Below are 15,984 nucleotides of genomic sequence, written 5' to 3'. Positions count from 1 at the left end.
CGGCTTTATTGCGCGGCCTGGACCGCGGCGGCCGGCTCTTTCTCGTCGGGGGTTTCGGTTTCGGCCTCGGGCGCGGTCAAGGCTTGGCGCGGGGCTTCCAGCGCCATGGTCGGCGGCTGGGCGCCCTTGCGGATCAGATGGCCCTCGACATGGCCGCCGGCTTCCATTTCCATGGTGTCGTGGGTGACGTCGCCCACCACCACCGCGGTCTTGGCGATCTTGACCGAATCGGCGACGATGGTGCCGTTGACCTGACCGTGGATGCGCACGATCTCCGCCTTGATGGCGCCGGTGATGCAGGCACTTTCCCCGACCACCAGCCGGGCGCAGGAAATGTCGCCGTCGATCTGGCCGTCGATCTGCATCTCACCTTGGGTGATGATGTCGCCGACGATGCGGACATCGGAACCGATGATCGACAACGGCAGGGCGGTCTGGCCGTTGGCTCCTTGGCGTTTAGCGGTTTTTCCGAACATCGCGACCTACCGAGATGAATTTGATGGGATCTTTGGGAACGTCGGACACCCGGATTTCATAATGAAGGTGGGCGCCGGTGGAACGGCCGGTGTTGCCGACCAATCCGACCACGGTGGAGCGGGTCACGCGCTGGCCTTTCTTGACCTTGATGCGCGACATGTGGGCATAGCGGGTGACGATGCCGTTGCCGTGGTCGACCTCGACGGTGTTGCCGTAACGGTCCCAAGGCGAAGCCAAGGTCACCACGCCTTCGCCGGTGGCGTAGATCGGGGTGCCGATGGGGGCGCCGAAATCCAGGCCCTCGTGGATGGCGCTGCGATGGTTGAGCGGGTCGGCGCGTGTGCCGAAGCCGCTGTTGATCTGCATGTCGCCGCGAATGGGAATGGCCAACGGCAGACGCTGCATGGCGGCCTTGACGCCGTTCCATTGCTGGACGCGCTGGACCAGCGCGTCCATGGCCAGTTCCTCGCCGGCGCTGGGCTGCGCCGGGATGAAGGGGCCGCCCTGGCCGCTTTGCGGCTGGGCCGCCGGCGCCGCGGGACGCGCGTCGGGGATCAGCCGTTCGGTGTTCAGGCCCAGTCGGGCGATCTGGCGCTCGGTATGGCTGATGCGGTTGGCGGCGGCTTCGGCGGTCTGTTGTGCTGCGCGGGTATAGGACAGCTTGAGCCGGTCCAGCGATTCCTCGAGCCGGCGCATCTGTGCCCGCATGGCGTCGGCACCGCCGGCGGAAAGCGCGTCCTCGCCCTCGGCCGCCGCCGGTTCGGCCAGCATGCGGGGGGTGGCCCCGCCACGCGCCAGCCGGGCTCCCGGAGGATCCTTGGACAGGCTGTCCGACGTTTCCGTGAAGGCGACCAGCGTGTTGTGAACCTGCTCGACCTCGTGGGCGATGTCCCCCACCAGCTTTTCCGTCGAGGCCAGCCGGGTTTCGGTGGCGCGGGCGGCGGCGATCATTTCGTTCAGTTCGCGTTCGCGTGCGGCCAAACGATCCGGCTGTGCCACCAGCGCGGTGGTGGCGATGCCGGCCCACACCGCGACCAGTGCCGCGCTGGCCAGCAACGCGATCTGATGCTTGCGGCGAATGGTGAACTGGTTCGGACGTCCGTCAGCGTGGCGGACGAACACCTGCCAATCGGGCAGCAGGCGCGCCAGGGTGTTCCTGATCCTATCCCCGTTCCCATCCCCAAAGAGCTGTCTGGACTTCCATTCCGCCACTGAGACTACCCCTGCCGTTTGCGGATTGGTGATGCGCTTTGGCGAGGCGCAGTGTATCCGCCTCGGAGGCGTTAATCTATAGGTAATAACTCCAGACGATCTCGCTGTTCGACATTATCGAAGTATGGGATACGCACAGGGTGGCGGTGGCGGAAACCCAGGGTTAACGCCCCTCGCGGGTCCAGGCGGCGGCCAATGCCCCCAATGCCAGCGCCATCAGGGCCAAGGACGGCAACAAGGGGGTTTCGCGCACGCCGGAGACGGTGCTGTCGCCACGCCCGACCAGTCCGGCCCAGCCGCGCCCGGAGGCGGTGCGGCTCTCGCCGACCTTGCGGAAATCGGGAACGCCGTCTTCGGCCAGAAAGCGGACCGACCCGCCCGACGCGGTTGCAACTGGCGCCAGCGTCGCGGCCGTCGCCGCCAGTTCGCTTTCCTCGAGCGGGGCCAGACTGCCGACGGCGGCGATGGCCACCCGCTCGCCGTCGTCGATCCGATAAAGGCCGGGACGTTCGACGGTCGCGGCGGCGCTGGCGCGTCCATCGGGCAAAGGCGAAAGGGGCAAGGTCGTGCGGGTGCCGTCGGGGTCGGTGACGGTGACCGCGGGTGGCGGCGGGGCCAGCGACCGGCGGACCACCTCAAGGCGGTTTCCCTTGATCTCGGCGGACAGCGAGTCCTCTTCCAGTTCCGGTTCCTTCATCAGCCAATGGGCCAGCCGGCGCAGCACTTCGTCATGGGGGCCGCCGCCGTCGTATCCGCGCGCCCACAGCCAGATGGTGTCGGACAAAAGCTGGGCGACGCGGCCTTCCCCGACTTTTCCCAGCACCAGCAAGGGCAAGCCGTCGGCCCCCGACATCAGGGTCACGGTGTCGCGTCGGGGCACCGCCGCAACCTGACGCAACCATTCCCCCCAATGACCGTTGCCGATCAGGGCGGCGGTCACCGGGTGGCGCCGGCCCAGATCGGTCAGGTGGGGGACGAAACCTTGTTCCAGCACCCGGCCGGTGGGTTCGGTGGGCAGGATGGGAGCCAGCGGCGTGTCGTACAATCCGCCCGGTTCGGCGAATTCCGCGCCCGAGGCGACCAGCAACGCGCCACCGCGCTTCACATATGCCGCCAGGGCCTGGTAATAGGCGCCGGCCAGCACGCCGCGCCGGCGGTAGCGGTCGAACACCACCAGATCGAAATCGTTCAATCGTTCCTCGAACAGCTCGCGCACCGGAAAGGTGATCAGCGCCAGTTCGCGGATGGGGGTGCGGTCGTCCTTTTCCGGTGGCCGCAGGATGGTGAAATGGACAAGGTCGACCGCCGGGTCGGCCTTGAGCAGGTTGCGCCAGGTGCGTTCGCCGGCATGGGGTTCGCCCGACACCAGCAACACCTTCAGCCGGTCGCGGACGCCGGAAACGCCGATCGCCAGACGGTTGTTGGCCAGCGACAACTCGTCGTCTCCGGCTTCGGTTTCCAACTCCACCACGGTGGCGCCGGCATGGGTGACAGGGATTTCGACCTGGGTTTCGTGGTTGGCCGGCACGCTGAGCGCCGGTTGTGGCCGTCCGTCCACCAGCAGCGACACCGCGACCGGGCCGTCGTAACCGGGATCGTCCACCCGAAAGCCGATGCTGGCCGTCTTGCCGACCAGGGCGTAACCCGGATTGCGTGTCGCCACCAGCCGGCGGTCGCGTTCCCCGGGATGGCCGGTGATCAAGGCGTGCAGCGGCGTCCCCAAACTGGCGCCGCCATCCGTCGGCAGATCGTGCACGCGGCCGTCGGTGATCATGACCACCGCCGCCACGCGGCGGCGCGGCACGTCGGCCAGGGCGCGGTCCACCGCGGCGAACAGACGGGTGCCGTCCTCGCCGTCGCCGCCCACCCGTTCGACCCGGATGTCCAGGTTGGGCTGGCGCCCCAGCTTGTCGCGCAGTTCGCCCAAGGCTTTTTCGGTCTGGGCGCGGCGGTCGCCGATACGTTGCGAGGCGCTGTCGTCCACCACCACCAGGACAAGGTCGGACAGCGGCTGGCGCTGTTCGGTGACCAGCCGGGGGTCAAGCAGGGCCAGGACCAGCACCGCGACCGTCCCAAGCCGCCACCAGGCGCCGCGTGCCCGGCGGATCAGCGCCAGCGCCACCACGGCCAGGGCGACGGCGGCCAGCCCGGCCAGCCACGGCCAGGGCAGCAAGGGCGCGAGCATGATCGAGGCGGTGACGTTCATCGGCCCAGCCGCTCCATGATGGCCGGGACGTGCACCTGGTCGGCCTTGTAATTGCCGGTCAGCGCGTACATCACCAGGTTGACGCCGAAGCGGTAGGCCAACTCGCGTTGACGTTCGCCTCCGGGCACGGCGGCATAAAGGGGGCGGCCGCCACTGTCGGCGGCCCAGGCGCCGGCCCAGTCGTTGCCGCCCATCACCACCGGCGAGACGCCGTCATTGCCTTGAACCTCGCCATCGGCCACCCACACGTTGCCGCCGACGAAGCGGCCGGGGGTGTCCTTCAACAGGTAGAACGAGCGGGTCAGCACATGTTCCTCGTCCACCGGCGCCAGCGGCGGCAGGACCAAGCCGGCGGTCAGCCGACGCAGCGTGGCCTGTGGCATGGGGCCAGCCGGGTCGGCCTGGTCGGCGGTGTCGAACACGATCATGCCGCCGGTCCGCATATAGGCGTTCAGTCGTTCGACCGCCTGGGGGCCGGGCGGGGTCTGGCTGGGGGTGACCGGCCAATAAAGAAGGGGAAAGAACAACACCGGGTCGCGTTCCAGATCCACCGCCATGGGTGGGCCCAGGCTGGCGGTGGAACGTTCGCCCACCACCCGGCTCAACGCGGCCAGACCGGCGGCGCTTTTGGCGTCGATGGCGGCGTCGCCGGTGCGGACATAGGCCAGCCGGGTTTCCAGTGCCGCTTCCAGGGCGGCGACATCGGCCGCCCGGCTGTCGGGGATGGTGGACAGCAGGATCGCCGCGACCGCCGTGCCGCTTCGCAGGGCGCCGCGCAAGCCCAGCGCCAACAACAGGTCGAGGGCCAGCAACGCCAAGGCGGCGGCCAACAGCGGCGGGCGCAGGTCGCGTTCCCGTTCCGGGGTGCCGAGATGGCCGAGGGCCACTCCGGCCGGCGGCGTCAACGCCGCCAGCGGCGGCAGGGAGGGCGCCAGATTCAACGCTCGCCGTCCGCCATCGTCACCGTACAGGCCGGGGGGGTGTCGTGGTCCCGGTGCCACCGTGACGCCGTCATTGGGCAAGGCGGTGGCGGCGGCCCCCGGCGCCACCAGCCGGCCGAAGCCGTCGAGCACCAGGGTCGGCGGCAACGGTCCCTCGCCCGGTACGGTGCCGCCATCCGACAATTCGACCAGCCGTTTCAGCATGTCCACGAACAATCCCGAAAGGGCAAGGTTGCTCCACGACGCGTTGGCGGTGGTGTGGACCAGCACGGTCCAGCCCTTGCCGTGCCGCGCGCCGGTGACCAAAGGTGTGCCGTCGGCCAGCCGGGCCCAGGTGCGTTCGGCCAGATCCAGCGACGGTTCGGCCAACACCTGGGCGGTGACGGTGACATCGGCGGGAAGGGCAAGGCCCGCGAACGGGGTGTTCTCGGTGAAGGCGGCCAGGGATTGGGGCGTGGTCCAGCTCATGGCGCCGCCCAGCGAACGGCCGCCGCCCCTGAGTCTAACCGGCAGCAAGGGATCGGGAACAGCGCCGCCAATGGCCGCCTGGGCCAGCATGGGACCGGCGAAGCGGATCAGCACGCCGCCCTGGTCGACCCATTGCCCCAGCCGTTGGCCGGTGGTGCCCGACGGTACCGGCATGTCGGCCAGCACCATGGCCGCCGGGGCGCCGTCCAGCAATTGCGCCAGCGTTCCGCGCCGCAATTCGGCGCCGGGGGCCAGGGCGCGTTCCACATAGGTCAAGGCCGACAGCAAGGGGGCGGCGGCGTCTTCCCCCGCCAGACCGACCAACCGGCGGCGCCAGCGTTCGTCCAAAAGAAGCGTGGACTGGGCGCCGTCCTCGTCCTCGATGGACAGGCGGGCGGCACGGTTGCCAAGGTCGCCGGGCAGAACCAGCGTCAGGGTCGTTTCGCGGGCGGTGGCTCCCAAGTTTCCCTCGGCACGGGCCAGGACGCGGCCGCTGCCGTCCAGCGCGCGGACCGCGACCGCTTCGGCACCATCGCCTTCCAGCCGCTGGACCCGGATTTCCAGACGGTCGTGGGCGATGGTTTCGGCCGGCGGCAGCAACAGCCGGCCGCTGCGGCCCAGAACCATCTCGACGCCGCCGCCCAGGGTTTGCAGCGCCTGTGCCAGTTCGGTGCCGTGTCCGTCATCGACGCCGTCGGCCAGCCACACCACCTCGGCAACCCGGTCGCGGGGCAGGGCGCGGATGTGGGCGGCGACCGTCGCCCGGTCGGGGGGCCACGGTTTGGGCGTCAGCGCCGCCACCGCCGAGCGGGCCTGGGCGGCAGGCATCAATTGCGATGGAACCGGGGGACCGCCATCGGCCGGGGGGGTGGTGGGGACCACCATCACCGCCCGTCCCTCGCGTTCGGCGCGGGCCAGACGGGCGTCGAGAAAGGCGCGGCGGGCGTTCCAGTCGCGGGCCGCCGCCCAGGAATCGTCGACCACCAGCACCAGCGGCTGGCCGGCCGACGCCGAAACCGGCACGGGATGCAGAACCGGCCCGGCGGCGGCGGCGATGACCAACGTCGCCAGAGCCAGCCGCAGCACCAGGACCCACCATGGCGTCCTGGCGGCGCTGTCTTCGTGGCCGTCGAGCCCCAGCAACAGCCGCAGCGCCGGAAAGCCGACCCGGCGCGGGCTGGGGGGAGCGACGCGCAACAGCAGCCACAGCGCCGGTAACGCCAGGGTCGCGGTCAACGCCCACGGTTCGGCCAGGGCCAGGGGGCCGATGCTCAGCATCGGCGACGCTCGAAGCGGGGCTGCGACAGCCGTTGGTGCAGGGCCAGCAAGGCCATCTGGGGCGGCTGGTCGGTGTGGTGGATCGCGAAGTCCCAGCCCAAGGAGCGCGCCAGCGCGGCCAATCCGTCGCGATGGGCGGCCAGGGCCTTGGCATAGGGTACGCGCAGATCCTCGGCCCGGCGGGCCAGCATTTCACCTTCGCCCTCGAGACCGAGGAAACGGATGCGGCCGCGATAGGGCAGGGTTTCCTCGGCCGGGTCCAAAACCTGCACCAGATGGCCGCCGCCGCCTTCGGCCGCCAAAGGGCGCAACGCGGCCTCGATCTCGGCCAGGGGCATCAGGAAATCCGACACCAGCACCCGTTGGGTGTGGCGGGGCAGGCGGCCCGGCGGCGGCAGCGCGGCACCGTCCTGGTCCAGGGCCAGGGCCAGGCGCTCCAGCGCCGTGCCGCCGGTCACCGGCGGCAGGCCGCCCGACACCAGCGCCACCTTCTCACCGGCCTTGAGCAAGGTTGCCGCCAGGGCCAGCAGCAACAGCTCGGCCCGCTCGTTCTTTTGCGGCAAGGCCGGCGACGACCGCCACGCCATCGACGCCGAAGCGTCGCGCCACATTCCCACCACCTGGGCTGCCGCCCATTCGGTTTCGCGCACGAACAGGCCCTGGGCGCGGGCCGATTGCCGCCAGTCGATAGCCCCCAGGGAATCGCCCGGCTGGGCGGTGCGGAATTGCCAAAAGGTTTCGCCCGATCCGGCGCGGCGCCGGCCGTGGCTGCCGCCGGCCACCGTTGCGGCCACCCGCTCGGCGGCCAACAGCAAGGGCGGCAGGCGCGCCGCCAGTTCCTGCGCTTTCCCCTGGGCGGGAGAAAGGCTCACGCCACCACCTCGATCAGTTTGGCGATGACATGGTCCACGCTGACTCCGTCGGCGCGGGCGGCGAAGGTGAGCGCCATGCGATGGCGCAGGATGGGCGGCGCCAGGGCCAGGACATCGTCCAGCGACGGTGCCAGCCGGCCGTCGAGCAGGGCGCGGGCGCGCGACGCCAGCATCAGCGCCTGGGCGGCACGCGGTCCGGGCCCCCAGGCCACCGCGGTACGCACCAGATCCAGGGGCGAGCTTTCCGGCCGGCCGGCACGCACCAGGGTCAGGATGGCCTCGACCACCGTTTCCCCCACCGGCAGCCGGCGGACCAACTGCTGTGCCGCCAACAGGTCGTCGGCATCCATCACCGCCTGAATCTCGGCCTCGGCGGCGCCGGTGGTGGCCAGCAACATGCGGCGTTCCGCCTCGAGATCGGGATAGCCGACGTCGATCTGCATCAGGAAACGATCCAGTTGCGCCTCGGGCAACGGATAGGTGCCTTCCTGTTCCAGCGGGTTCTGGGTGGCCAGCACATGGAACGGCGCCGGCAGGGAATGATAGGTTCCGGCGATGGAAACCTTGTGTTCCTGCATGGCTTGAAGCAGCGCCGATTGGGTGCGCGGGCTGGCGCGGTTGATCTCGTCGGCCATCAGCAACTGACAGAACACCGGCCCCTTGACGAAGCGGAACGAACGGGCGCCGGTGGGCGCTTCCTCCAGCACCTCGGACCCCAGGATGTCCGCCGGCATCAGGTCGGGGGTGAACTGGACCCGGCGGTCATCGAGCCCCAACACCACGCCCAGCGTCTGCACCAGACGGGTCTTGGCCAGCCCCGGCACGCCGATCAACAGGGCGTGACCCCCCGCCAGCAGCGTGATAAGAGTTTCATCGATCACCCGAGACTGCCCGAAGATGACGCGCCCGACGGCGTCGCGCGCGGCATGGACGCGGGCGGAAAGGTCTTCGGCCGCCCGCACGATGGATTGGGCCTCGGGTGCCGGGACGTCGATACGGGAGATGGTTTCAGGACCGGTCATGGATTTCACGGGCTGGGCTCCGGGCTGCCGGTTGAAAAACGGCGCGAAAACCAAACGTAACTGAAGGTATGCGACGCGACTTGGAGAACATGGATTTGGTGACCCAGCCTCAGACCCGCGCCGACGGCTCCGCGAAACGGTGCCGGCCGCCGACCGATTGTGGTGACCTTGGTCTCAGGATCGACCGGAACGGCCGTTGGTTTTACCACGGCTCGCCGATCGACCGCAAAGAGATGGTCTGTTTGTTCGCGTCGGTGCTGGAACGGCGCGCCGACGGGTCGTACTGGCTGGTGACACCCGAGGAGATGGGCACCATCCAGGTGGACGACGTGCCGTTCCTGGCGGTCGAGATGTTCACATGCGGCTGTGGCCGCGACAAGGTGGTGAGTTTTCGCACCAACATGGATGAACTGGTCACGGTGGACGACGGCCACCCCTTGTGCATCCGGGAATGCGGGGAAAGCGGCGAGCTTGTCCCGTACGTCCTGGTGCGTGACGGATTGGAGGCGCGCCTGACCCGTTCGGTGTACTATGACCTGGTGGCGCAGGGTTTCACCGAGACGGTGGACGGAGAAGAACATTACGGATTATGGAGCAGCGGAACCTTTTTCCCCCTGGGACGGTTGGACGATCCCGCCTGAAACGGGCTGATATCGCCCGCTTGCTGACCGCCGGCTTCGACCCGGCCGGTCGCGGCGACGCCATGCTGGAAGCGGCGGTCGATGGGCCGCCCGACGCGGTGCGTCCCGGTCGTGTCGCCCTTGACCGGCCGCCGACCCCGGCCGCCGTTCTGGTGCCTTTGGTGGAGCGGTCCGAAGGCTGGACCGTGCTTCTGACCCGGCGCACCGACCATCTTGCCCACCACCCCGGCCAGATCAGTTTTCCCGGCGGCCGTCTGGAGGACGCCGACGATGGCGACCCGACAATCGCCGCGTTGCGCGAAACCGAAGAGGAAATCGGTCTGTCGCGGACGCGGGTCACCGTGCTGGGGCGGCTTGATCCCTATCTCACCGGCACTGGCTTCGCCATCACGCCGCTGGTGGGCGTGGTCGAGCCGCCGTTCGAGCTGTCGCCCGACCCGTTCGAGGTGGCCGAGGCGTTCGAGGTGCCGCTGGAATTCCTGATGGACCCGGAAAACCATACCCTGAACCGGGTGGTGGTCGAGGGGCGGCACCGGCCGTTCTGGTCCATGACCTGGGAACAGCGGGTGATCTGGGGGGCGACAGCCGGCATCCTGGTCAATCTGTCCGAAGTGTTGGGGCCGGGCTGATGCGTCCCGTTCCCGGCAGCACCGAACCGTTGGGGCAATTGTCGCCGCAGCCATGGATGGAGGCGGCGGAGACCCGCGCGGTGGTGGCGGCGTTGACCGCCGATGGCGCCGACGTGCGTTTCGTCGGCGGTTGCGTGCGCGATTCGGTGCTGCATCGTCCGATCAAGGACATCGACATCGCCACTCACGACGCCCCGGAAAAAGTGGCCGCGCTTTTGGAACGCGCCGGTATCCGCGTCATTCCCACCGGGCTGGCGCACGGCACGGTGACGGCGGTGGTCGGCAAGGCCCATTACGAAATCACCACCTTGCGTGAGGATGTGGAGACCTTTGGCCGTCACGCCAAGGTGGCGTTCACCGACGATTGGACGGCGGACGCTGCGCGGCGCGACTTCACCATGAACGCCATGTGCGCCGACCCCCAGGGACGCATCTACGACCCGTTCAACGGCTTGGCCGATTTGGGGGCCGGCATCGTGCGTTTCGTCGGTGATCCGATGCGGCGGCTGGAAGAGGACGTACTGCGGCTGTTGCGTTTCTTCCGCTTCTTCGCCCATTACGGCCGTCCACCCATGGAGCCCCAGGCGCTGGCGGCGTGCCGGCGCATGGCGCCGCAATTGTCGCGGTTGTCGGGCGAACGGGTGGCCGGCGAATTGATCCGTCTGATGCAGGCTCCCGACCCGGCCGGGGTGTTGCTGGTCATGCATGGCAACGGCGTGCTGGAGCACATCCTGCCCGAGGCGCGGGCCTTCGGCGCGCTCAAGGTGCTGAGCTGGCTGGAAAGCCGGGCCTTGGTCCGTCCCCATGTGGAGGTGGACGGCATTCGCCGGCTGGGCGTGGTGCTGGAAACCGACGCCGACGGCATCGCCGCCATCGGCGAGCGGCTCAAGCTGTCGGGGCAACAGGTGACGCGCCTTTCGGCCATCGCCGTGCCCCAGGTCCTGGTCGGCCGCGACATGGACGACACTGCGGCGCGCCGGGCCTTGCGCCGGGTGGGGGGAGACACCTTCCGTGATCTGGTACTGACCGGATGGGCACGCGAGCGCGCGGTCGAGGGGCGGCCCTGCGCCGCCGCCTCGGTGCAATGGACGCGATTGCTCGACATGGCCGATTGCTGGCAACCGGTGGCGTTGCCGGTGCGCGGTGCCGACGTCCTGGCGTTGGGGGTGCCGCGTGGCCCGTCCATCGGTGCCTTTCTGTCGCAGGTCGAGCAATGGTGGGAGGAACGCGACTACCGCCCCGACCGCGACGCTTGCCTGGACCGCCTGCGTCAGGCGGTGGGGGTGTGATGTGGGCGGCTGCGTGGGGCTTGGCCGTGGCGGCGCTGCTGTCGGCTGGAACCGTCCGGGCCGAGGTGCCGATCGCCGAAGGCAACGCCAAGGCGGCGGTCGAGGCGGCGGCGGCCAATCTGTCGTTGTTCATCCCGCCGCCACGCGATGCCGACGCCGAGATGACGCTCAAGGACCGCCGGGGGCGGGTGCGGCAGACCGCCAACCATCGCGCCGGCGTGCCGGGAACACGGGTCACCGTGCTGTTCCCCACCGGTTCCGCGGAACTGGACGACGGGCAAAAGCATGCCCTGCATATGCTGACCCGGCTGTGGCGGGACGATCCGGGGGTCGTCATGCTGTGGGTGCGGGCGGGCGGCGAAGGCAAGCTTGCCCGCAAGCGTGCCGAGGCGTTGCGCCGCGCCACCGGCGGCAAGGGCTTTCCCTGGGATCACATCTGGCTTGATCCGGTGTGGACCTGTACCGGCGCGGATTGCGACCGCCAAGGCGTCGTCACGGTGATCGAGCGGCGATGAAAAAAGGGCGGGAGTTTCCCCCCGCCCCGCTGTCGTCCTTCCTGGCGGAAGGGATCAATACATGTGCTGGCCGCCGTTGCACGAGATGGTCGACCCGGTGATGAAGTCGGCCTCGTCGGCGATCAGGAACATCACGGTGCGCGCGATGTCCTCGGCGCGGCCCAGACGGCCCACCGGGATCCTGGCGATGATCTTTTCCAGGACGGCCGGCGGCACGGCGCGCACCATGTCGGTGTCCACATAGCCCGGCGCGATGGCGTTCACGGTGATGCCCTTGGCGGCGCCTTCCTGGGCCAGGGCCTTGGTGAAGCCATGGATGCCCGACTTGGCGGCGGCATAGTTGACCTGACCGTACTGGCCGGCCTGGCCGTTGATCGAACCGATGTTGACGATACGGCCGAAACCGCGCTCGCGCATGGAATCGACCACCAGACGCGCCATGTTGAAGCAGCTGGTCAGGTTGGTGTGGATGACGTCTTCCCACATCTGGTAGGTCATGCGGTGCAGCACGGCGTCGCGGGTGATGCCGGCGTTGTTGATCACGATCTCGACCGGGCCGATCTCGGCGGTGATCTTGGCGATGGCGGCTTCGCACTCGGCATAGTTGGACACGTCCCAACGATAGTTGGGAATGCCGGTTTCCTCGGTGAAGCGCTGGGCGGCCTCGACGTTACCGCAATAATTCGCCGCGACGCGATAGCCGGCCTTCTTCAGCGTTTCGGAAATGGCCCGGCCGATGCCGCGGGTGCCACCGGTCACAATTGCAACACGCCCCATGATGATCTCCTGTTTCCTGGCGGCCGGTTAGTCCCGGCCTGTTTGGTCTCCACCCGTTGATTGTGTCGGGGAGCCCGCGGGCGGGCCGGGCTCCCCGTATTTTTATATTAGACTTATCTTATCAGCGTTCGACGCAGAGCGCGATACCCATGCCGCCGCCGATGCACAGGGTGGCCAGGCCCTTCTTGGCGTCGCGCTTGGCCATTTCGTGCAACAGGCTGACCAGAACGCGGCAGCCCGAGGCGCCGATGGGGTGGCCGATGGCGATGGCGCCGCCATTGACGTTGACCTTGTCGGTGTCCCAACCCATACCCTTGTTGACGGCGATGGCCTGGGCGGCGAAGGCTTCGTTGGCTTCGACCAGGTCCAGGTCCTGGACGGTCCAGCCGGCCTTGGCCAGGGCCTTCTGCGACGACGGGATGGGGCCGCAGCCCATGATCTTGGGATCAAGGCCGGCGGTGGCCCACGAGGCGATGCGGGCCAGCGGCTTGATGCCGCGCTTGGCGGCTTCGTCGGCGGTCATCAGCACCACGGCGGCGGCGCCGTCATTGATGCCCGAGGCGTTGCCGGCGGTCACCGTGCCATCCTTGATGAAGGCCGGCTTGAGCTTGGCCATGGCTTCGATGGTGGCGCCGAACCGGACGTATTCGTCGGTGTCGAACTGCTTTTCCTCTTTCTTGACCACGATCTTGACCGGGACGATCTCGTCCTTGAAGCGGCCGGCCTTGATGGCGGCCTCGGCCTTGTTCTGCGAGGCGACGGCGAACACGTCCTGCTCCTCGCGGCCGATCTGGAACTGTTGGGCGACGTTCTCGGCGGTGATGCCCATGTGGTACTTGTTGAAGACGTCGGTCAGGCCGTCGTTGATCATGGTGTCGACAAAGCCCATCGGGCCCATCTTGACGCCGCCACGCAAATAGCCCGCATGCTGCGAATTGGTCATGCTTTCCTGGCCGCCGGCGATGACCACGGAGGCGTCCCCGGCCAGGATCGACTGCATGCCCAGGGCCACGGCGCGCAGGCCGGACCCGCACACCTGGTTGATGGTCACGGCGGTGGATTCCATGGCCAGGCCGGCATTCAACGCCGCCTGGCGGGCCGGGTTCATGCCGTTGCCGGCGGTCAGGATCTGGCCCATCAGGACCTCGTCCACCTGGCCGGCCTCGACACCCGAACGGGCCAGGACCTCGCGGATGACGATCTCACCCAGTTGCGCCGCCTGATAACCGGACAGCGAGCCGCTGAACGAACCGACGGCGGTGCGGGCGGCGGCGGCGATGACGATATCGGTCATAAAATTATGCTCCTTCCTTGAACGCTTTCCGATCATTGCGGCGTTTCATGTGGAACTTACCACAAATTTCTCGCCGGTTTCTACTGCGATGCAAAAAACTGTGTCTCCCGGAAAACCTCCTATTGTGCGGCGGTCCGCGTCAGCCAGCGGGCCAGCGGGCCGTAGACCTCGGTCTTGGCACGGCTGGACAACAGCATGCCCACATGGCCGCCGGGAATGCGCAGGGTCCGGGCGCCGGGGATGGCGCGGGCCAGCGGTTCCGACGATTGCGGCGGCACGATGCGGTCGCGTTCCGGGATCATGACCAGGGTTGGAACTGTCACCTTTTCCGGCAGCACCGGCAATCCGCCGATTCGCCACTGACCTTTGGCGGGGCTGTTGTCGCCGTACCATCGGAACAGACATTCGCGGGCCACGGGGCCGGCCAGGGCGACGCTGTCGTTGACCCAGTCCTCAAGGGCGACGAAGTCGCGGGCGCGCGCGCTGGTCCGCTTGAGCCGGGCGAAGGCGGCGAACTTGCGGGCCGCCAGATTGGGGTCGAGGCTGGCGAACAGGGAGTTCAGCATGTCGGCCGGCAGGCATCCGGCGCTGTCGATCACGGTTTCCAGCGGCTGCGCCAGGGTTTTGAGCAGGCTGCCCTGGGCGGCTTGTTCGGCGTGGAAATCCCAAGGCGTGGCCAAAAGCGCCATCGCCGCGACGTGCCGGGGATGAGTCTGGGCCAGGGCCAGGGCCAGATCGCCGCCCATGCAATAGCCCAAGACCGCCACCTTGCGGCCGGTGGTCGCGGCCACCGAATCGAGCATCCGTCCCAGGCGTGCGACATAATCGTCCAGGGTGAAACGGCGTTCCTCTGCACCGGGGGCGTCCCAGTCCACCAGGAACGGCGACATCCCGCGCGCCGCCAGATCGCGCATCAGGCTGCGCCGGGCGGTGAGGTCCAGCACATAGGCGCGGTTGACCAGGGACGGGATGGCCAGCACCGGCAGGCCGCCGTCGCCCGCGCGATAGTCGAGCACGCGGCTGGTCCCTTCGCGCCACAGTACGGGCGGTTCGGGCAGATCGCGGGCGTAAGGGTGGTGGCGATAGGCCTCGATGCCGGCCAGCATGGCTTCGTGCCGGGCCAATCCCTCGTCGGCCAGTGCCCGGTCCAGCTCAATCCATGCGTTTGGTCCGGCGTCGTCCAGGCTTTGGCGCAGGGCTTCCGCCTGCCTCGCCAAGTCGGGCCTCCAGCGCAGCGAGCCGTTCTTCAGCAGCGGCAAGGCGGCGCGTGAGCCCATCAAGGTCGAGGCGTGGGCCATCAGGTGCAGCGGCAGCGGGCGCGGCCCCTGCCGCGCCGGTGTCGGGGCTGGTGTCTGATGGGACGGACGACGATCCGGCATCGGCTGCTCGCGCCTGGTTGACGGGGCTTGCCGCGCCGGCGGCGGCCGCTTGCAGGATGGTTGCCGGCACCTGGGACATCAAGGCGACGCCTTGGGCCAACGCATCCGCAAACGCCGGATCGCTGGACATGGCGGCCACCTGTTCCTGCCACAGGTCCAGGTAACGGCGCGCGAGCATCCTGTAATCCGGCGGCGCTTCAGACATGAGGGCAGCATACTCCTCGGGGCGGGGCTTGACCAGGGGGGCGGCAAGCGGTTTGGTTGCAGGGCTATGAAAAAAAAGTTGCCAATCCCGCCAATTGGGAAAAGTCTGGTATCTTCAGAATCCATAAGCCGAAACCGGAAGTGACGCCAAGATGTCCGAAGCCAACACCGCCGCCCAGGCGCCGATCACCATCAAGAAATACGCCAATCGGCGGCTGTACAATACCGCGACCTCCAGCTACGTCACGCTTGACCATCTGGCGCAGATGGTCAAGGAGGGCACCGATTTCGTGGTGTACGACGCCAAGAGTGGCGAGGACATCACCCGTTCGGTGCTGACCCAGATCATCGTCGAGGAAGAAGGCAAGAACGGCCAGAACCTGTTGCCCATCAGCTTCCTGCGCCAGATCATCGGTTTTTACGGCGATTCCCTGGGGGGATTGGTGCCGCGTTACCTGGAACACGCCATGTCGTCTTTCCAGCGCAACGAAGAACAGATGCGCCATTACATGCAAAATGCTCTGGATGGTCTGTTTCCGTTCAATTCCTTCGAGGAAATGAGCAAGCAGAACATGGCTTTCTTTGAAAGCGCCATGAAGATGTTCGCGCCGTTCTATCCGCCGGGAACCGAAGGTGGGGCTGGCGGCATGATTTCGCCGTTCGAGGAAATGCAGGCCCGCATCAACCAACTGCAAAGCCAGTTGGCGGAGCTGACCAAAAAGAAGTAATCGGGGTTTCGGGTGGACCGGCCTGTTGCCTGTTCACCCGCCTTGCGCGTAA

14 protein-coding genes are annotated in these 15,984 nt (G+C 68.1%); 5 read left to right on the top strand and 9 right to left on the bottom strand.

The annotated features are described in order from the left end of the window. Positions 1-5 precede the first annotated feature (5 nt). The 6 genes from G4223_RS11760 to G4223_RS11735 all read right to left on the bottom strand — a co-directional run bounded on the left by G4223_RS11760 (position 6) and on the right by G4223_RS11735 (position 8,476). Positions 6-476, bottom strand: a complete 471-nt coding sequence (locus tag G4223_RS11760) for a bactofilin family protein (RefSeq protein WP_163679644.1) — start codon at positions 474-476, stop codon at positions 6-8. Continuing rightward, on the bottom strand, positions 457-1,599 hold the full coding sequence (locus G4223_RS11755) for a M23 family metallopeptidase (RefSeq protein WP_338086872.1): 1,143 nt from the start codon (positions 1,597-1,599) through the stop codon (positions 457-459). The genes G4223_RS11760 and G4223_RS11755 overlap by 20 nt, the downstream gene beginning before the upstream one ends. A gap of 253 nt (positions 1,600-1,852) precedes the next feature. Further along, positions 1,853-3,895, bottom strand: coding sequence for a hypothetical protein (locus tag G4223_RS11750; RefSeq protein WP_163679641.1), 2,043 nt, complete (start codon positions 3,893-3,895; stop codon positions 1,853-1,855). After that, positions 3,892-6,582 carry a DUF4159 domain-containing protein gene (locus tag G4223_RS11745; protein WP_205762488.1) on the bottom strand — a complete coding sequence of 897 codons (2,691 nt, stop codon included), beginning with the start codon at positions 6,580-6,582 and terminating at the stop codon, positions 3,892-3,894. The genes G4223_RS11750 and G4223_RS11745 overlap by 4 nt, the downstream gene beginning before the upstream one ends. Next, positions 6,576-7,454 carry a DUF58 domain-containing protein gene (locus G4223_RS11740; protein WP_163679638.1) on the bottom strand — a complete coding sequence of 293 codons (879 nt, stop codon included), beginning with the start codon at positions 7,452-7,454 and terminating at the stop codon, positions 6,576-6,578. Before G4223_RS11740 ends, G4223_RS11745 begins: the two co-directional genes overlap by 7 nt. Next, the gene (locus tag G4223_RS11735) at positions 7,451-8,476 is read right to left on the bottom strand and encodes an AAA family ATPase (RefSeq protein WP_163680368.1); all 1,026 of its coding nucleotides are present in this window, start codon (positions 8,474-8,476) and stop codon (positions 7,451-7,453) included. Before G4223_RS11735 ends, G4223_RS11740 begins: the two co-directional genes overlap by 4 nt. A gap of 89 nt (positions 8,477-8,565) precedes the next feature. On the opposite strand from G4223_RS11735, the gene G4223_RS11730 reads away from it, so the two are divergent. The 4 genes from G4223_RS11730 to G4223_RS11715 are packed head-to-tail and all read left to right on the top strand — an operon-like array spanning position 8,566 to position 11,550. Then, entirely contained in the window at positions 8,566-9,117 is a 552-nt protein-coding gene (locus tag G4223_RS11730; RefSeq protein WP_163679635.1) for a DUF1285 domain-containing protein, read from the top strand. Between the two features lie 20 nt (positions 9,118-9,137). Next, positions 9,138-9,746, top strand: a complete 609-nt coding sequence (locus G4223_RS11725) for an NUDIX hydrolase (protein ID WP_241004082.1) — start codon at positions 9,138-9,140, stop codon at positions 9,744-9,746. Continuing rightward, positions 9,746-11,035, top strand: a complete 1,290-nt coding sequence (locus G4223_RS11720; protein WP_163679629.1) for a CCA tRNA nucleotidyltransferase — start codon at positions 9,746-9,748, stop codon at positions 11,033-11,035. The genes G4223_RS11725 and G4223_RS11720 overlap by 1 nt, the downstream gene beginning before the upstream one ends. Beyond that, the gene (locus G4223_RS11715; protein WP_163679627.1) at positions 11,035-11,550 is read left to right on the top strand and encodes a hypothetical protein; all 516 of its coding nucleotides are present in this window, start codon (positions 11,035-11,037) and stop codon (positions 11,548-11,550) included. Before G4223_RS11720 ends, G4223_RS11715 begins: the two co-directional genes overlap by 1 nt. A gap of 54 nt (positions 11,551-11,604) precedes the next feature. On the opposite strand, the gene phbB is transcribed toward G4223_RS11715, so the two are convergent. The 3 genes from phbB to G4223_RS11700 all read right to left on the bottom strand — a co-directional run bounded on the left by phbB (position 11,605) and on the right by G4223_RS11700 (position 15,000). Beyond that, the gene (gene phbB, locus G4223_RS11710; protein ID WP_163679624.1) at positions 11,605-12,327 is read right to left on the bottom strand and encodes an acetoacetyl-CoA reductase; all 723 of its coding nucleotides are present in this window, start codon (positions 12,325-12,327) and stop codon (positions 11,605-11,607) included. Positions 12,328-12,448: 121 nt separating this feature from the next. Continuing rightward, the gene (locus tag G4223_RS11705; RefSeq protein ID WP_163679621.1) at positions 12,449-13,621 is read right to left on the bottom strand and encodes an acetyl-CoA C-acetyltransferase; all 1,173 of its coding nucleotides are present in this window, start codon (positions 13,619-13,621) and stop codon (positions 12,449-12,451) included. A 119-nt stretch (positions 13,622-13,740) separates the two neighbouring features. Further along, on the bottom strand, positions 13,741-15,000 hold the full coding sequence (locus G4223_RS11700) for an alpha/beta fold hydrolase (protein WP_163679617.1): 1,260 nt from the start codon (positions 14,998-15,000) through the stop codon (positions 13,741-13,743). A 356-nt stretch (positions 15,001-15,356) separates the two neighbouring features. Here G4223_RS11700 and phaR point away from each other — a divergent pair, with 356 nt between their 5' ends. Further along, entirely contained in the window at positions 15,357-15,932 is a 576-nt protein-coding gene (gene phaR, locus G4223_RS11695) for a polyhydroxyalkanoate synthesis repressor PhaR (protein WP_163679615.1), read from the top strand. Positions 15,933-15,984 lie beyond the last annotated feature (52 nt).

It is taken from the genome of Magnetospirillum aberrantis SpK, from assembly GCF_011022235.1.
Classification (GTDB): domain Bacteria; phylum Pseudomonadota; class Alphaproteobacteria; order Rhodospirillales; family Magnetospirillaceae; genus Magnetospirillum; species Magnetospirillum aberrantis.
This window is presented reverse-complemented; position numbering and strand designations above follow the sequence as displayed.